We start from the raw sequence: 16,534 nt of genomic DNA, 5'->3' as shown, positions 1-16,534 counted from the left end.
ATTTATGCCTTTAGCTGCATATGCCGAAAATAGTAGCGATGTTTCAAGTTTTTCAAAAGCAGAGTTTGATAGTAATTTTTTAGTAGGTAATGCGCAAAAAATTGATATTGGTCGTTTCAAATATGGAAACCCTATCTTAGCTGGTGAATATAGCTTAGATGTCTATATTAATGGTCAATGGCTGGGTAAACGACGTATGCGCTTTTATGCTCGTACTCCCAATGCAAATGCCGAAACCTGTTTCACAGAAGCCATGTTACTAGAATACGGCGTAAAAGCTGAGGTGCTTAGCCAACATTCTCATGCATCGTCTCTTTCTTGTGACACACTTGGGGCTTGGATAGATAATGCTTTTTATTTATTTGATAGCTCTCGTTTAAGAATTGATATTTCTATCCCCCAAGCCACATTAGAAAAAAATGCACAAGGCTATATCGACCCACATTTTTGGGATCGAGGTATTAATGCAGTTTTTTTGACATATAACGCGACTGCTTATCGGATAGTTAACGAACAACATGAAAGTACATATGCTTTTATGGGGACTAATCTTGGAGCAAATTTAGCGAGTTGGCAATTTCGCCATAATGGACAATGGAAATGGCAAGACCATACTGATTTTCAAACTGATAATTCTTCTTATACTTCAACAAATACATATATACAAAAAGCATTTCCGAAAATTCATGGCGTTGTGACTTTAGGTGATTATTTTACTAATAGTGATTTTATCGATTCGTTACCGTATCGCGGGGTAAACATTTCAAGTGATGACCGAATGCTTCCAAACAGTATGCTCGGTTACGCTCCCAGAGTGAGAGGTTATGCAAAAACCAATGCGAAAGTCGAGGTTAGGCAACAAGGCAATTTAATTTATCAGACAACGGTACCACCCGGAAACTTTGAAATTAATGATCTTTACCCAACGGGATTTGGAGGCGAGCTACAAGTTTCGGTAATTGAATCTAATGGAATAATTCAAAAATTCTCTATTCCCTATGCTTCTGTCGTCGAAATGCTACGCCCTCAAATGAGTCGATACTCTTTTACTTTAGGGCAGTTTCGAGATTCAAACCTTAGCCTAACTCCATGGCTGATACAGGGTAAGTATCAACGGGGAATTAATAATTACCTCACAGCTTACAGTGCGGTTCAAGCGACCCAGCAGTATCTCTCATTATTACTAGGTACAGCTTTTTCAACACCCATTGGAGCTGTCTCTTTTGATGCCACTCAATCAAAAGCTGAGTTTGATCATCAATCTAAAATGACAGGTCAAAGTTATCGCTTAAGTTACAGTAGACTATTTTCTCCAACAAATACTAATTTAACATTAGCTACTTATCGCTATTCAACAGAGAACTACCTCAAATTGCGTGATGCAATTTTAATTCAAGATTTACAACAACAAAATATTGATAGCTTTTCCGTAGGAAAACAAAAAAGTGAACTCCAGATTACTTTAAATCAAGTTCTTCCAAAGCAATGGGGAAATTTTTATTTAGTGGGTTCATGGACAAACTATTGGAATCAACCCAAGACCAATAAACAGTTCCAATTAGGTTATAGCAATCAATTTAAAGATTTAACTTATAGTTTATCCGCAATTAGCAGCGAAGTTGATGAAGGCAGCACCCGCACAGGTCAAGATACGCAGTACCTTGCTTCTTTATCTTTTCCATTAGATTTTAAGAAAAATTCTCTAACTTTTAATAGTGTTATTGGTGAGGACAGCCAGACTTTAAGCTTCAGTGGCTTTACAGGAAGACGCTTAAACTACGGCGCATCAATTTCTAATCAGGACCATGGTCAAACCAACCTGAATATTAATGGTACCTATAAAACAAACTATACAACACTTGGTGCTTCATTCAGTTACGCAGATTCATACCAACAAGAAATGCTTAACTTCAGTGGCAATGTTGTTGCACATTCCCAAGGAATTCTGTTTGGGCCAGATCAGGCTCAAACCATGGTGCTGGTCTATGCACCGGATGCTACGGGAGCACAAGTCGGTAATACACCAGGGCTCAGTATTAACAAAAAGGGATATGCAGTTATTCCCTATGTTACGCCTTACCGTATGAATGACATCAGTCTTGACCCGCAAAACATGTCCACACAAGTTGAACTTGGTGAGAGCAGTTTACGGATTGCCCCTTATGCAGGTTCGATCACTAAAGTTCAATTCTCAACAAAAAAAGGTTATGCACTTTTTATTAGTACAACAACATTAGATGGCTCACATCTACCTTTTGCCGCACAGGTATATAACCAGAATAACGAAGTAATAGGAATTGTCGCACAAGGCAGTCGCATTTATTTACGAACACCCTTAACCCATGACCGTTTATATGTGAAATGGGGAAATACGAGTACTGAAAAATGCGAAATTGAATACGATATAGCGGATCAAATAAAGCATAACAACCAACCAATTATTATGACAAAGGCAGTCTGTAAATGAATAATATTTTAAAAAAAATTGGATTTTTGGCAGCTAGTCTATTTGCTTATAGCCATACAAATGCAAATTGTAATTTAAGTAAAGGATTTACTACCGTCGATATTCCGATGACTATAGGTAAAATCGTAGTAAAACCAAATGATCCAATAGGAACGATCTTACAAAAGAATACTTTTACAATATCTCCTAATAATTCAACTGCAACTTGTAATCGCGCGAGTGATCAAATTATTGCAGCTCTCCCCTTAAATTATCCAATTAGTCCTATAGGTAATAATGTTTATGCGACTAATATTCCCGGTATTGGTATTCGTCTTTATCGTGAAGCTGCCGATGCTTCAGATTTTTCAGGATATTATCCCTATAGACGTACATTAACCCCAAATAAAGCATATACGCTTTCCCCAGGGTATTTTGTTATGGAGGTTATTAAAACTGCCATGACAACAGGTTCTGGAGCACTAGTCGCAGGCCGTTACAGTACCTATTACGTATCAGGACAACAGAACCGTCCATTTTTAACTACTACTGTATTAAGTAATGCCCCTATTCTTATTGCGTCTTCATCTTGTGAAATTCAAAATGGTGTAGATTCACCAGTTCAACTTCCAACCGTGATGAAATCAGGCTTTAGAGCGATTGGGTCAACCCAAGGGGAACAGAATTTTAATCTATCAATCTTATGTAATGGTGGCGAAAACAACTCTGGTATCGCTACGAGCAATACGGTCAGCTTAAGTTTTGATTATAATTCTGATATCTCCAATAATCAGGTGATTAACAACAGTGCCGCGAATTCAATCAAAGCCAACGGTGTGGGTGTCGAACTGTTATGGAATATGAATGGAGCAAATCAGCCGATTCAAAAAGCAAGCAAACTAAGTATAGGTATGGTGAGTTCCAACCAAACTGTTGAATATGATATACCTTTAACTGCTCGTTACTATCAGACTGCCACTAATGTGACCGCAGGTGAGGTTAAAGCAACAGCGACGGTGACGATTCAATATGATTAACTATTCTCTATAAAATTACTAAAAACAAATAAGCTTAATGCTACTAAGAGAACTCAAAAAACTAATTTTTTTCAAACTTTGTAGTTCTATTAAAAAATCACATAAAAAAATGCTCATAAGCAAAAATAGCAAATGAGCATTAGTGATAACCACTTAACCTGAAATACAAATTGTGGGAAATAGATCACAATTTGCATGGGTATAATTTCAAAATTCGGCTTAAAGATCAAGTCTTTTTTTTAACAAAAATTTAAAAAAGCATCATAACATATTGTTTTAAATAAATTAAAAAAATAAATTTAATTTATAACCGCTATTTTATAGTGCTTCTAAAGAATTATCATTCTATTAATTAATAAAAACTTAATTTTAAGAAAAATTAAAAGACACTCGTCAAGTCGGATAAACTTAAATTTACTTTAACTTCAAATATTTAGACTAAAATCATAAAAATTTAAACTTTAAAGAATTACATAATTTATAATAAAAAAAACATAAATAAATTTAGAAATCCCCTTCAATTGCAAATAATATGTTTTAGACTTTTTATCAGAACGTAACATGCTCATTTTTTGGAAAATATTATGTATCTTATTACTAAGTCTAGGTGCTACAAGTATAGGTTTTGCGATTAGTAACATCGATCTTTTTCTTTTTTTTATAGGTTTGCTTTTATTAACCTCCTTTATCTTAGCTTTAAAGCAAGCACGTGAAGATGCGGGTTTCTTTCCTGATAATTAAACTAATATAAGTTTCTGAGATATAGAATCAGCAATAAAATCATGATTGAATATGCGCTATAGTTTATAGGGTTGTCATCAAATCATGTCTAAAAATTCTTCAGACGCTGGAATTTTTTTATGGATGACTTACCAGACTATGCAAAAGATGGGCTTAGATGCAGCATCTATTTTTGCAAGTGTAAATTTGCCCAATCAACCACCCGATAAAAATATTCGTAGAGATAATTCTACCCAACAACGGTTTTGGACAGCCGCTGAAGAAATTAGCCAAGATCCTGATATTGGCTTACATGTAGGTAAGCAAATGCCCCCTTTCCGAGGTTTGGTCATTGAATATTTATTTTTGAGCAGCTCTACATTTTGTGAAGGATTACAACGTACTATAAGATATCAAGCCCTACTTACAGATGTATTTAGCCTTTCCTTAACCATTAATGAAGATCAAGCAATATTATCGGGTTTTGAGCACCCCGTAAGGCATTATCTAGAATGTGGAATTGGTGTTTTTCTTAATTTTTTTAAATATATTACTAATAATGAGTTCAGACCTAGTCATATTACTCTACCTTATCAACAAGGTGCCTCGGCTGAAACTTATCAAGAGATGTGGGAATGCCCCGTCATTTTAGGCCAAACAAAAGGTGCTATAGTTTTTCCTAGTGTACTATTAAATAAGACCTCGCCAGCTGCTGAGCCAGAATTATTAAAAATCCATGAAACTCTTGCGGAACAGCAGTTATTAACATTAGAAAAGCATCAACTGATTCATGCAATTGAACGTTTACTTAGTAATGGACTACTTGAATCTGGGCAATTTGATCAAAAATTGATTGCAGAACAATTAAACCGCAACCCTCGTACTCTTCGCGCTGATTTACAAGCTATTAATACAAATTATGAAAAGATTCTAAATCAGCATCGAGAAAAACTTGCCAGACGTTTGCTTGCTAATACACAAGAAACTATTGATCAAATTGTTTATTTAACCGGTTTTTCAGAACCCTCTGCGTTCACACGTGCATTCAAACGATGGACCAATGAAACTCCAAGTGCTTATCGACAACGTAAACAAAAACAATCAAATTGATTCTAAAGGCAATTGGTCTACTGCCTATTAGGTCAAAGGGATAAAACATTCTTCTTCTACAATGGCTTTAAATTGTAATTAAGAAGAAGTGACCAATATGCTTGGATTCCCTGTAGGTGTTTTTGTAGCAAATGGCCTGGAATGGTACTTTCATAAAGTTTGGCTGCATGAGTTTCCAAGCCAGTATCGTAATAGTCCATTTTTCACACATATCGCACATCATAAACGTGCTCGTTTAAATGGCTTTCATGATGAAGGCTATGCCGAATCTATGCTTAAAAATGCTGAAATTTATAATGAAAAAACAGCCTTAATTGGATTAGCAGGTGCTGCTACCATTTTTTTACCTGTAGCTCCTTTTTTTACAGCTGGACTCTATTATGGTTTATGGAATTATTGGCGTGTACATGCTAAATCTCATTTAGACCCAGAATATGCAAAAAAACGTATTCCTTGGCATTATGATCACCATATGACAAGTAATCAGAATGCTAATTGGTGCGTTACCAGACCTTGGTTTGACTATATTATGGGAACAAGAGTAACCACCGAAGTATCTAAAACCGAAACTAATCCTTTAGGGATGAAATTACCTAAGTGGGTAGAAAAACCTATTAATTCAGCTGCTAGACGTTTACTTGCTAAGTCTTTTGCCAAAATTGATTTAAACTCTCGTCAAGATCAATCTAATTTACGTGAAGGCATAGAAGTTAGTCTAACCTAGCGTATTGATCTAACTACATTCAAAAGAAGCTGCGGAAAAATGGCAGCTTCTTTAAACAGACTTCTAAGCGTTAGCATTTAACTAACCAAGTTTAAGTTCTAAAAGACTCGAAACAACCCACCAGAAAATCCATTACTACACGTATTGCAGGACTATGTCGTAGATCTTCATGGGTTACCAACCAGATTTCAGCACTCATAGGATGATCATCTTGCAATCTGACCAAGTTACTCAGTGTTCCTAAAAAATCAGGTAACACAGCTAACCCAGCTTCGCCACATGCTGCTCTCCACTGAAGTTCAGGATGATTTGTAACCATTACAGGTTCTTTATTGCCTAATCTTTCTTTTAACTTCTGCTGTTTTTGACCATGTACCCCCCCGACCTCTACGCTGATCCATTCATAACTTTCAGAATCAGTTGAAGCTAAATAATTTGGAGCAGCATATATTCCAAAAGGAATTTCGCCTACTTTACGAGCAACTAAGTTTTCATCTTTAGGACGTCCAAATCGTACAGCAATATCAGCCTCACTATGCCGCAAAGAAACATAATGAACATCGCCGAGTACACGTAATTTTAATTGGGGATAATGACGATAAAACCTTCCCAGATGAGGCATGATAAGATGCGCAGCCGTTAAAGGAGGCATACTAATAGAAACACTACCCATCACTTCTTGCTGACCAGCCTGAGTTAAACGTTCAATAGAAAACGTTTCTTCCATCATACGAGCAACTACTTGTGCAAGACGCTCTCCATCCGGGGTAAGTATGTATGTGCGTGGTCTACGATCAACTAATTTGAGTTTTAAATTTTGTTCTAGTTGAGCAATTCTTCTGGATACAGTTGCATGGTCTACCCCCAACTTTCTTGCGGCAGCTGACAGTGACTTCTCTTCGGTAAAAACTGAAAAGTAATGTAAATTTTCCCAATCAATCATTGTGCAAATTTTCACATTAGAAGTGTATTAATACGGAATTGTACACCTTTATATAATTGCCCAGAATAAAACCTTTCTTAGTGGGAGCCTGTCGATGAACAGAACGGTGGCTTATGCCTATGCTGGTGTTGTATTAACGATGTTTTTTTGGGGATCAGCATTTAATGCAATGTCTTATATTATTCAACATATGCCTCCGCTATCTGCCGCATCTGAACGGTTTTCAATTGCAAGCCTAAGCTTACTTCTGATCTTTTCAATCACAGGCAAACTAAGATGGGCAGCCTTAAGTCAAAATTTATTTATCTATCTTATTATTGGGGTTGTCGGCATTGCAGGATTCAACATAGGTTGTTTTTATGGCTTACAGACTACATCTGCAGTGAATGGTGCTTTAATTATGGCAACCACACCGTTGATGACTCTATTAATGACAATTATTTTGGACGGTGAAAAACTTACCCCTAGTAAATTTTTAGGTGTTTTATTCGGCTTAAGTGGTGTGTTACTCGTCATTAGTCAGGGGCATATAACAACTTTACTTCACCTGAAAATAGACATTGGAGATCTATTTATATTATTAGGGGCTTTTGGATTTTGCTTAGCAAATGTTCTATCTCGCCGTTATGTAAAAAATGCCACGCCTTTAGAAACAACGACTTTTTCTATGATGTTCGGGGCAGTAACACTTGGCGTGTTAAGTATGATATTTGAAGATCCTCTTACAGCCATCACTTCTGCGCCTGTAAATGCACATCTGGCCATGGGTTATGTCATTATCTGCTCTACAATGATTGCTTATCTATTCTGGTTTAATGGTATACAAAAGTTAGGAGCCGGACGTGCTTCCGTCTTTTTTAACTTTGTACCAGTATTTAGTATGCTGATCGCCCTACTTACAGGGCAGTCTCTCAATATCTGGCAATTAATAGGAACAGCTTTAGTGATGTTTGGTGTAATGAGTAGCGGAGGTTTTTTTAAAATTAAAGGCACGCCACTTATAGTAAAACATTGTACAAAATAGGAAATATGCTGCTACATTAAAATCATATGTTTATCATGTAGCAGCATTTTCAAATAAAAAATAGAAAAAATATTTACTTAATAAACTCTTTAATTTTATAAGTTTTATTTTTAAAAATATATTTTTACATTTTCAATTATTTATCACAAAAGCTCATCTTAATTATTGCGTTGTAACAAATAATATATGTTTCTTTAAAACTTAATAAAAGATTGCCATATATAGTTTTAAAACAACCTAAGGAGATATTAAAATGAAGCTGGATTTCACCGCCATTGAAAAGCAAGCCCAATTGCTGCAAGAAGAGCAAGAAAAAATTGGACAACAAGATCATGATTTTCAGATCGCTTTAGATAAGCATAGAGAATCTTTAAAGAATTTATTTAAAGAGCTTTTTCATGATCAAGAAATTAAAACAGAAAATGGAGGCCACTGTTGTGTAACATTCGGAAATTTTAAAATTTCTTTATTAATTGAAACTGCTAAATTTGAGAATGGTGTTCCGGTAAAATTAAATTCAGTAAACCCTATTATTGTGAAATTTAAAAAAGACAAACCAGTTGCAAAAGCACAATTTACCGATGCAACTCAATATCTCGATAATCATTCAGAAGCTCCAACCTATCAGTATTATTATAAACAAGAAGATAAAACCCAACTCGTCCAATTTTCTGAACTTCCAACTTTTTTTCAAGCTATCTTAGACACGAATGTATAAAGTCAGGCCCTCAATAGAGGGCTTTTTTATATATTATTTTTATATCATTCAAATCTATTAAAAATAATATCAGTCTAATTATTTTTTTATTTATCTATGAAATATTTAAGCCACTTTTAGGTTCTACAGCCTAAAAAAGTATTTGATTCTTTTTAAAATTACTTGTATATACATGTTTGTATTTGTTTGTACAAATGCAGACTTAATAAAAATAGAGTGGACTCTTAAAGGACAAGGAGAGTGTAATGGACTCATCGGCTGAGAAACCAAATAGTAGTTTTATTGAAAACCGAAGCATTGATTTTATTCCAGAGAATGAAAGACATGGCGGAGTGTTTGCCCAATTCACCCTCTGGTTTGGTGCCAATTTACAAATCACGGCTATTGTGACGGGTGCACTAGCAGTTGTATTAGGCGGGGATGTTTTTTGGTCGATTATTGGTTTATTTGTGGGACAGTGTTTTGGTGCTGCTGTCATGGCTCTACACGCTGCTCAAGGTCCAAAACTTGGCCTTCCACAAATGATTTCAAGTCGTGTTCAATTTGGGGTATATGGTGCGTGTATTCCAATCATACTCGTCTGTCTCATGTATCTGGGGTTTACTGCAACTGGTGAGGTACTCGCGGGTAAAGCTATTGCACATCTAGCACAGGTCAGCAATACAACTGGCATCTTAATTTATGCTTGCTTTATTATCTTATTTGCAACAATTGGATATCGTTTAATTCATGTGGTAGGCAAAGTAGCCAGTATTATTGGCTTGATTGCTTTTGTGATTATTCTGACTCAAATTTTAGCTCTTTCTGATTTCTCAGAACTCTTAGCAGTGCGTCATTTTAGTTGGTCTTCATTTTTGTTAGCAGTTTCACTTTCTGCTTCTTGGCAAATCTCTTTTGGACCGTATGTTGCAGACTACTCGCGTTATCTTCCAACTAAAACGTCTTCATCTCGCGTTTTCTGGGCCGTTGGCTTAGGTTCTTTAGTGGGTTCACAAATTTCTATGAGCTTAGGCGTTTTGATTGCTCAGGTTGCAAACGGGAATTTTGTTGGAAATGAGGTTCAATATGTGGTTGGAATGAACCCCATCGCCTTAGTTGTTACCTTCTTATATTTTAGTATTGCCTTTGGCAAAGTTACTCTGACGACCTTAAATGCTTACGGTAGTTTTATGTGTGTTGCTACGGTTTGGAACAGTTTCAAATCGACAAATCAAATCTCAAAAATAACAAGATTGCTCATTGTCCTTGCTATGGTTGTGATCTCGACCTTTATAGCAATTATTGGCGAGCACACTTTTTTAAGTGCTTTTAAAGCATTTATTTTGTTTTTACTTACTTTTTTTATTCCATGGAGCGCAATTAATCTGGTTGATTACTACTTTATCTCTAAAGAAGAATGTGATGTAGATGCGCTATATGACCCAAATGGTAAGTATGGTCGCTGGAATCGAATTGGTATTACTTGCTACTTTTTAGGTATTTTGATTCAACTGCCATTTATTGATAGTAAATTCTATACAGGTCAAATCGCGGCAATGTTGGGAGGCATAGATCTATCATGGCTTGTGGGACTTATCTCTACAGCTTTGATCTACTATTTTTTTGCTAAAAGAGCCCAACTAAAGTTTGTAAAACAGTTACCTCTCGAACAAGTTAAGTAAAGCCCAAACATAAGATATCAAAGTATGACTTTGATATCTTATTGAAATTGATAAAAAGCTATTCTTGTAATGCTTTAACCTGTGCTGAAGCAGGAAGCCCAAACAACTTATCAAAGCCCCAATTAAAGATAAAAGTGTAGATGGGAATAATGATAATAAAGGCTACATCTAGCCAAAAAGCAGCAATCAGAGAAATATCCATCCACCATGCAATAAGAGGAATCAAAAATAAAACTAAGGTAAGCTGAAAACCAATTGCATGCCCAATCCTACGTTTGACTGTACGGATATTACTACTTTGCCTAGCTTCCCACTTCTCATATAAAACATTGTAAATAAAATTCCAAGTTACAGCGATGGTCGTAATCATGACAGATAGAGGCCCTGTATGCTCCACACTATCACCGGCCAAGATAGCTAATCCTACTGATGAAATAATCATTCCAATCACTTCATAAGAAGAAACATATACGATTCGACGCTTTACACCTTGCATAATCAATAAACTCTGCTTAATTCTTTATATTTTAATTTCAGTTAAAATCATATATAAAGTTAATAGCTTTCAGTTTGACTGATATCAAAATGAATTTTAACAGTGAAAATATTGAACTCTTCATCACCGTACTAGATACGGGATCTTTCTCTGCGGCCGCTCGTAAACTAAATCGGGTCCCCTCAGCAGTCAGCATGGCCATTGCTAATCTGGAAGCAGAATTGGGTTATATCTTATTTGAACGAACCCATCGAAAGGTCATTCCAACCTCTACAGCATTAGCTTTAGAACCCCAGGCTCGCATTATTTCTGAACAGCTTAGGCTATTCAGCACTCATGCCCATGAACTTTCTTTAGGCCTTGAAAGTAAATTACGTATTGGAGTTGTCTCTGATGTAAATACCAAATTATTATTCTCTTCAATAAAAAAATTAGCTGATAAATTCCCATTACTTAATATAGAAGTTATTACTGCCCCTCAAGATGACATCGTCAATTTACTTTATAAGGAAGAAATTAGTCTTTGCTTAGCAGGGTCAGACCTAAATATAAAAATGCGTGAAAATCTGCAATTGGTAATGACTGAAACAGTAGTTGCCACTATTTCGTCTAATCATAATCTTCTACAAGAAAAAACAAAGCAGTTTTCTATTGAAGAGTTAATCAATATTAGGCAAATTGTAGTAGCGAGTAGTGACCATGAAATGACAGATTCTCGTTCAATTATTGGTGCAATGTACTGGAAAACGAATAGTCTACAAACAGCAATTAATATGGTTGAAGCAGGACTCGGCTGGGGAAATTTCCCTTTATCATTAGTACAAGAAAAAATCGATCAAGGTCATTTAGTTCTTTTAGATTTTAAAAATACCAAAAATCATTTACCTCTATCCATTTACTTAATTTGGCTTCAAGACCGCCCATTATCTAAAGCGGCTCGAGAACTCATCCAAATTATTCAAGAAAATTTATAATTTCTTATACTTTAGTTCTGAGTACATCTAATCTCTTTTATAGTTTTACTTCAGATTAAATATACTTGCTTTAAAAATTTAGCTTATTGTTCAGCCCCTATTTCCGTCAATATTATAGAAAGCAAGAAGCCTACTTAAAAAGCAGGCTTCTTACTGTATTTCAGGACTAAGCAATAGTTTTTTATTTTGGAAAAATACATTTATACTTTATTAAAACTTAGCATTTTAGTCAAGAATAAAATTAATAAAATACAATCATTTGTATTCCACGTGAAAGCAATTACACTTTAAGTTTTATATAGAAAACACATTAGGAAAAGAAAGAAATTTCAATGATAAAAATTTCGAACTTTTCCACTTAAAAGTTCTATTTTTTTAATAAAATGAGATAAAGTACTTAATTTTAAAAATAAGCTCACCTTTATTCATCTCTTTTCGCTTTTCATCTTTAAAGCTTTATTCATCCTATATATTAGATTATTTATTTTAAAAATTTTGACTCTCAATATTTTATGAGTAATTTTTAGATTATATCCAAACTTCCAAAAACTGAAGGAAAAGTCCTTTATAGGTTCTAAAAATAATTAATCCTAAATTTATGAATTGCGTGCGATACATACATGCACAAATCAGCTTGTGCTCTACTATTTTTCGGCAAACTTATCTAACTTAATCTTGTCAGTATTATTCAAATGACCTCCCACAAATTGGCTATATTTCAAACAATATATATTTTAAAAGAATTAACAATTCGAATCGAAAAGACAATTAAGCCTCTATCACAATAAGTTGCTGGCTAGAATAAGTTCTAATTGATCGATAAATAACTTAGTTCACTTTACTCGCGAAGTACTCATACGATAGAATCACTATCACTTGTAATATTTAACCAAAACAACACAATATTTTTTAGGCTACGATGTGCCTACTTTAGAAAATGACTTGTGTTTAATTAAAAAATTGATTAGTATTGCACGCACTGAAAAGCCTTGAGTTTAAAAGCTTTTCTTGCTTATAGGGCCTATAGCTCAGTTGGTTAGAGCAGCGGACTCATAATCCGTTGGTCCACAGTTCAAGTCTGTGTGGGCCCACCAAATACCAAACCTCATAAACTAAAAGTTTATGGGGTTTTTTAATATGTATTCAAATAGAATTTGGTTCACCGTTATAAACAATACTTAAAATTTAATTATCAAATTTTAAAATTTATTTTTATTCCCAAACTTCAGTTTTTTTAAAATAAATTTTCTTTGTGCACTGAATATTTCTACTTCATCTATTAGGCTAAGATTTGTTTTTGCATAGGTTCCGAATGTTCTAATTGAGTATCCCAGAACTTTTCCCATAAATCACAATACTCTAAGCATATCTTTTCAATATAGTTATAATCTTCTTCTGTACAAGCTTGCATCAAGACATACCATAAGTCTTCTTCATGATCATCATCCGCGGCTTCGGCACTCTCATCCTCAGAAATACCATGTACATGATAGTAACCACCACCCTCCACCTCCAAACCGACGGCTTTAGTTGCTTTACGTAAAGGTGGACTGTAAAGGATAACTTCTTCTTCAGCGACTGCTAATAAAGCTGAAACAGCTTTATAGTCATGATAAGCATTTTCTAAAAATACTCTAACTTGATCTGCAATGTCACTTGGTTGATAAGTCAGACGATCTTCTTCCGTAATACCAAAATCATTTAATACATCTTCAAATAAAGGATAGTGAGCATATTCTGGGTTTCCCTGATAATAACCATCTTTATCTAAACCGGGTCGAAATCCAAACTCATCAAAAATATTTAGGCTTAAAAGAAAACGTGGAAACATTTTTGCGCCAGCATGCAATCTTGGCTCTAATTGTTTAGTTTGAAATTGGGCCATAAGCAGTGCATCAGTAAAAGTTTGCACAATTGCGTGACGATATTCTAAGTGAATTTTTTTTAAATTTTCTTTATTAATTTTTCCGTCATTTAAAATATCAATTGCTGGATGATTTGACACAGCATGGTTAGCAATTTTTGTTCTTAAACGGGTCAAAAAGTCTGAATTTTTTTTCCATAGTTCGGCTGAAATGCTTTGCTTCATCCCTGCGAGTGCTTTCTTTCTAGGATTATTAAAATTCTCAAATTTCTTAGGCATATCCACTCTCATTAAACTTATTGAAGCCCGATCGATTTTTACATCTTTTATTATAAAAACAATGACTTAAATTAATATTTAAATATGTTCCCTTATCAATCAATATTAGAATTAAAATCATACGAAATCAAATAGAAAATTTTAAAAAAACTTAGTTAATGATAATCATTATCACAATATAAACTTGTATCTAATCCCTTTTTTTATTATGATAATTCATATTAAAATTTTAATTTTTTAGATTAAGTTATAATTAGTGCTAACTATATGGAATAGTAATGTCAAAAAAAGAAGATATTATAAATACTGCTTTAAATTTATTTAATCAGATTGGTTACAATGCTACTGGTGTTGACCGTATTATTGCTGAATCTAACGTTGCAAAGATGACATTTTATAAATATTTTCCTTCGAAAGAAAATTTAATTATGGAGTGTTTGCAACATCGAAATTTAAATATTCAAAACTCAATTAATGAACAACTAAGTTTACATCAAGATGCTAACCCACTTGAGAAAATTCATATTATTTTTAATTGGTATATTGAATGGATCAATAGTGAAACATTTAATGGATGTTTATTTAAAAAAGCATTTATTGAAGTGTCTAAACAATATACTTCAATTCGTGAACCATTTTATGAATATACGAAGTGGTTGACTCATTTATTACAAGAACAACTCACTCGATTAGGGATAGAAAACCCTACTCCACTTACTCACATTATTATTTCTATTATTGATGGGATGATTATTGATGGAACAACAGATAAAACGCTTATTAACTCTGAAAAAATTTGGCAATATATTAAATATTTGATTAATGAAGAGATACCTCAGCAGGTATCTTAAGTTTTAAAATTATCTAAGTTTATTATTTTTAATATTAAGTTTAAAAGAAAAATAAATAAACATTTTAAATCTTTTATAGCTTAGATAATCTTAATTTTGAATGCGCTACTTTAGCTTTCATAATTTTTCTAGGCTTTTTTACAAACTCATATTAGAATCCTGAAAATTTATCACCTTGCACTGATCTATGAAAAAATTTCTAGGTAACTCTATCTTTAAAGCGGCTGGCTGGACCTATAATGTAGATCCCGAAATTCTTGAGAAAAAACAAGTTATTATTGGCTTTGAACATACATCAAATCTAGATGCAGTGCTATCTATTGCTCTCTTCCAAATTTTAGACATTAAGATTCATACTTTAATAAAGAAAGAACTTTTTAAGGGTCCCCTTAAGCCAATTCTAGAAAAACTTGGTGGCATTCCCGTTGACCGCAAAGCGAGTAAAGATATTGTTTCTCAAATGGTTGAACAATTTCAAACTCATGAAACTTTTAACTTGGTGATTGCTCCTGAAGCTACTCGTGCCAAAGATGGCTCTGAACGTAAACCTATCCGTACAGGTTTTTGGCATATTGCAAAAGCAGCCAATGTTCCTATTGTACTTATGTATGCCAACGCCCGAAGCAAACAAGGCGGAATTCTAGGCAAAATTTACCCCACAGACTTACAAAAAGATTTGGAAACGATTAAAGAGCTATATGCACAATTTGACATAGACATCAAAATTAGCTAAATCAAATTGGACTTGATTCGGCCTAATCTCACTCATTAGGCCTTAAGCTTATTATTCTTATTCAATCGACTAACAAAACGCAGGGCAACAGTTTTCAACAAAACCAAGCCTATGCTAATATTCCAGCACTTTTGCATTTTCTTTTTTGGAGTTCACGTCCATGGCGGGTCATTCTAAATGGGCCAATATTAAGCATCGTAAAGCGAAACAAGATGCAAGTCGCGGTAAAGTTTTTACTAAATATATTCGTGAAATTGTGACTGCTGCCAGACTTGGCGGTGGAGATGCTGCTAGCAACCCTCGTCTGCGTGCAGTAGTTGAAAAAGCTCTTTCAGTTAATATGACACGTGACACCATCAACCGTGCAATCCAACGTGGTGCTGGTGGTGAAGATAATGATGATTTAAAAGAAGTAACTTACGAAGGTTATGGCGTTGGCGGTGTTGCTGTTCTTGTTGAAACAATGACAGATAACTTGAACCGTACAGTACCAGATGTACGTCACTGTTTTAGTAAAACAAATGGTAACCTAGGAACTGCGGGTTCTGTCGCTTATCTATTTACTAAACGTGGTGAAATTACTTTTGAAGATGTTTCTTTAGAAGACAAAATCATGGAAGTTGCTTTAGAAGCTGGCGCTGAAGATATTGAAGTTTCAGAAGATGAAATTTTGGTAATCACTTCACCAGAAACTTTTGGTGAAGTTCAAGATGCTCTGACTGCTGCTGGTTTAAAATCTGACAATGCAGAAGTGGTTATGAGTCCATCAACAAAAGCTGAAATTACTGATGTCGACCAAGCAAAACAAATTCTTAAAATGATTGATATGTTTGAAGATCTCGATGATGTACAAAACGTTTATACCAACGTCGAGTTCACAGATGAGGTTTTGGCTCAACTTGATGCCTAAATCAAACATTTGAATTAAAAAAACGCACCATTGGGTGCGTTTTT

At 34.5% G+C, this 16,534-nt stretch carries 15 protein-coding genes and 1 tRNA gene; 13 read left to right on the top strand and 3 right to left on the bottom strand.

The window, feature by feature from the left end; all coding sequences use genetic code 11:
• Positions 1-4 precede the first annotated feature (4 nt).
• The 5 genes from ASF86_RS03620 to ASF86_RS03600 all read left to right on the top strand — a co-directional run bounded on the left by ASF86_RS03620 (position 5) and on the right by ASF86_RS03600 (position 6,037).
• Complete coding sequence (locus ASF86_RS03620) at positions 5-2,467, top strand: fimbria/pilus outer membrane usher protein (protein ID WP_081407540.1); 2,463 nt, start codon at positions 5-7, stop codon at positions 2,465-2,467.
• Positions 2,464-3,483: a fimbrial protein gene (locus ASF86_RS03615; protein WP_056479526.1), complete on the top strand. Its 1,020-nt coding sequence runs from the start codon at positions 2,464-2,466 to the stop codon at positions 3,481-3,483. The genes ASF86_RS03620 and ASF86_RS03615 overlap by 4 nt, the downstream gene beginning before the upstream one ends.
• A gap of 561 nt (positions 3,484-4,044) precedes the next feature.
• Positions 4,045-4,224 carry a hypothetical protein gene (locus ASF86_RS03610; protein ID WP_017390526.1) on the top strand — a complete coding sequence of 60 codons (180 nt, stop codon included), beginning with the start codon at positions 4,045-4,047 and terminating at the stop codon, positions 4,222-4,224.
• 84 nt (positions 4,225-4,308) lie between these two features.
• Entirely contained in the window at positions 4,309-5,313 is a 1,005-nt protein-coding gene (locus ASF86_RS03605; protein WP_056479525.1) for an AraC family transcriptional regulator, read from the top strand.
• Positions 5,314-5,410: 97 nt separating this feature from the next.
• Positions 5,411-6,037 carry a sterol desaturase family protein gene (locus ASF86_RS03600; protein WP_005041207.1) on the top strand — a complete coding sequence of 209 codons (627 nt, stop codon included), beginning with the start codon at positions 5,411-5,413 and terminating at the stop codon, positions 6,035-6,037.
• A gap of 91 nt (positions 6,038-6,128) precedes the next feature.
• Here ASF86_RS03600 and ASF86_RS03595 read toward each other — a convergent pair whose 3' ends face one another.
• Entirely contained in the window at positions 6,129-6,980 is an 852-nt protein-coding gene (locus ASF86_RS03595; RefSeq protein ID WP_056479522.1) for a LysR family transcriptional regulator, read from the bottom strand.
• A gap of 94 nt (positions 6,981-7,074) precedes the next feature.
• Between ASF86_RS03595 and ASF86_RS03590 the strand changes: the two genes are divergently transcribed.
• The 3 genes from ASF86_RS03590 (at position 7,075) to ASF86_RS03580 (ending at position 10,383) form a co-directional block, all read left to right on the top strand.
• Positions 7,075-8,004, top strand: coding sequence for a DMT family transporter (locus ASF86_RS03590; RefSeq protein WP_056479519.1), 930 nt, complete (start codon positions 7,075-7,077; stop codon positions 8,002-8,004).
• A 253-nt stretch (positions 8,005-8,257) separates the two neighbouring features.
• Positions 8,258-8,722 (top strand): hypothetical protein, encoded by a 465-nt coding sequence (locus ASF86_RS03585; protein WP_056479516.1) that lies wholly within the window; start codon positions 8,258-8,260, stop codon positions 8,720-8,722.
• A 245-nt stretch (positions 8,723-8,967) separates the two neighbouring features.
• Positions 8,968-10,383, top strand: coding sequence for a purine-cytosine permease family protein (locus tag ASF86_RS03580; RefSeq protein WP_056479513.1), 1,416 nt, complete (start codon positions 8,968-8,970; stop codon positions 10,381-10,383).
• 58 nt (positions 10,384-10,441) lie between these two features.
• Here ASF86_RS03580 and ASF86_RS03575 read toward each other — a convergent pair whose 3' ends face one another.
• On the bottom strand, positions 10,442-10,879 hold the full coding sequence (locus tag ASF86_RS03575) for a PACE efflux transporter (protein WP_056479512.1): 438 nt from the start codon (positions 10,877-10,879) through the stop codon (positions 10,442-10,444).
• A gap of 89 nt (positions 10,880-10,968) precedes the next feature.
• Here ASF86_RS03575 and ASF86_RS03570 point away from each other — a divergent pair, with 89 nt between their 5' ends.
• Positions 10,969-11,853, top strand: a complete 885-nt coding sequence (locus ASF86_RS03570) for a LysR family transcriptional regulator (RefSeq protein ID WP_056479508.1) — start codon at positions 10,969-10,971, stop codon at positions 11,851-11,853.
• Positions 11,854-12,870: 1,017 nt separating this feature from the next.
• Positions 12,871-12,947, top strand: a tRNA-Ile gene (locus ASF86_RS03565).
• 185 nt (positions 12,948-13,132) lie between these two features.
• Here ASF86_RS03565 and ASF86_RS03560 read toward each other — a convergent pair.
• Entirely contained in the window at positions 13,133-13,996 is an 864-nt protein-coding gene (locus ASF86_RS03560; protein ID WP_056479507.1) for an iron-containing redox enzyme family protein, read from the bottom strand.
• A gap of 278 nt (positions 13,997-14,274) precedes the next feature.
• Here ASF86_RS03560 and ASF86_RS03555 point away from each other — a divergent pair, with 278 nt between their 5' ends.
• The 3 genes from ASF86_RS03555 (at position 14,275) to ASF86_RS03545 (ending at position 16,490) form a co-directional block, all read left to right on the top strand.
• On the top strand, positions 14,275-14,847 hold the full coding sequence (locus ASF86_RS03555; RefSeq protein ID WP_056479505.1) for a TetR/AcrR family transcriptional regulator: 573 nt from the start codon (positions 14,275-14,277) through the stop codon (positions 14,845-14,847).
• A 187-nt stretch (positions 14,848-15,034) separates the two neighbouring features.
• Positions 15,035-15,580 (top strand): 1-acyl-sn-glycerol-3-phosphate acyltransferase, encoded by a 546-nt coding sequence (locus ASF86_RS03550; RefSeq protein WP_005041223.1) that lies wholly within the window; start codon positions 15,035-15,037, stop codon positions 15,578-15,580.
• A gap of 160 nt (positions 15,581-15,740) precedes the next feature.
• Complete coding sequence (locus ASF86_RS03545; protein WP_045432830.1) at positions 15,741-16,490, top strand: YebC/PmpR family DNA-binding transcriptional regulator; 750 nt, start codon at positions 15,741-15,743, stop codon at positions 16,488-16,490.
• The last annotated feature ends 44 nt before the right edge of the window (positions 16,491-16,534 follow it).

This window comes from Acinetobacter sp. Leaf130, assembly GCF_001423205.1.
In the GTDB taxonomy this organism is placed as follows: Bacteria; Pseudomonadota; Gammaproteobacteria; order Pseudomonadales; family Moraxellaceae; genus Acinetobacter; species Acinetobacter calcoaceticus.
Note: the sequence above shows the minus strand (reverse complement) of the source record. Positions and strands in the feature narration are given on the sequence as shown.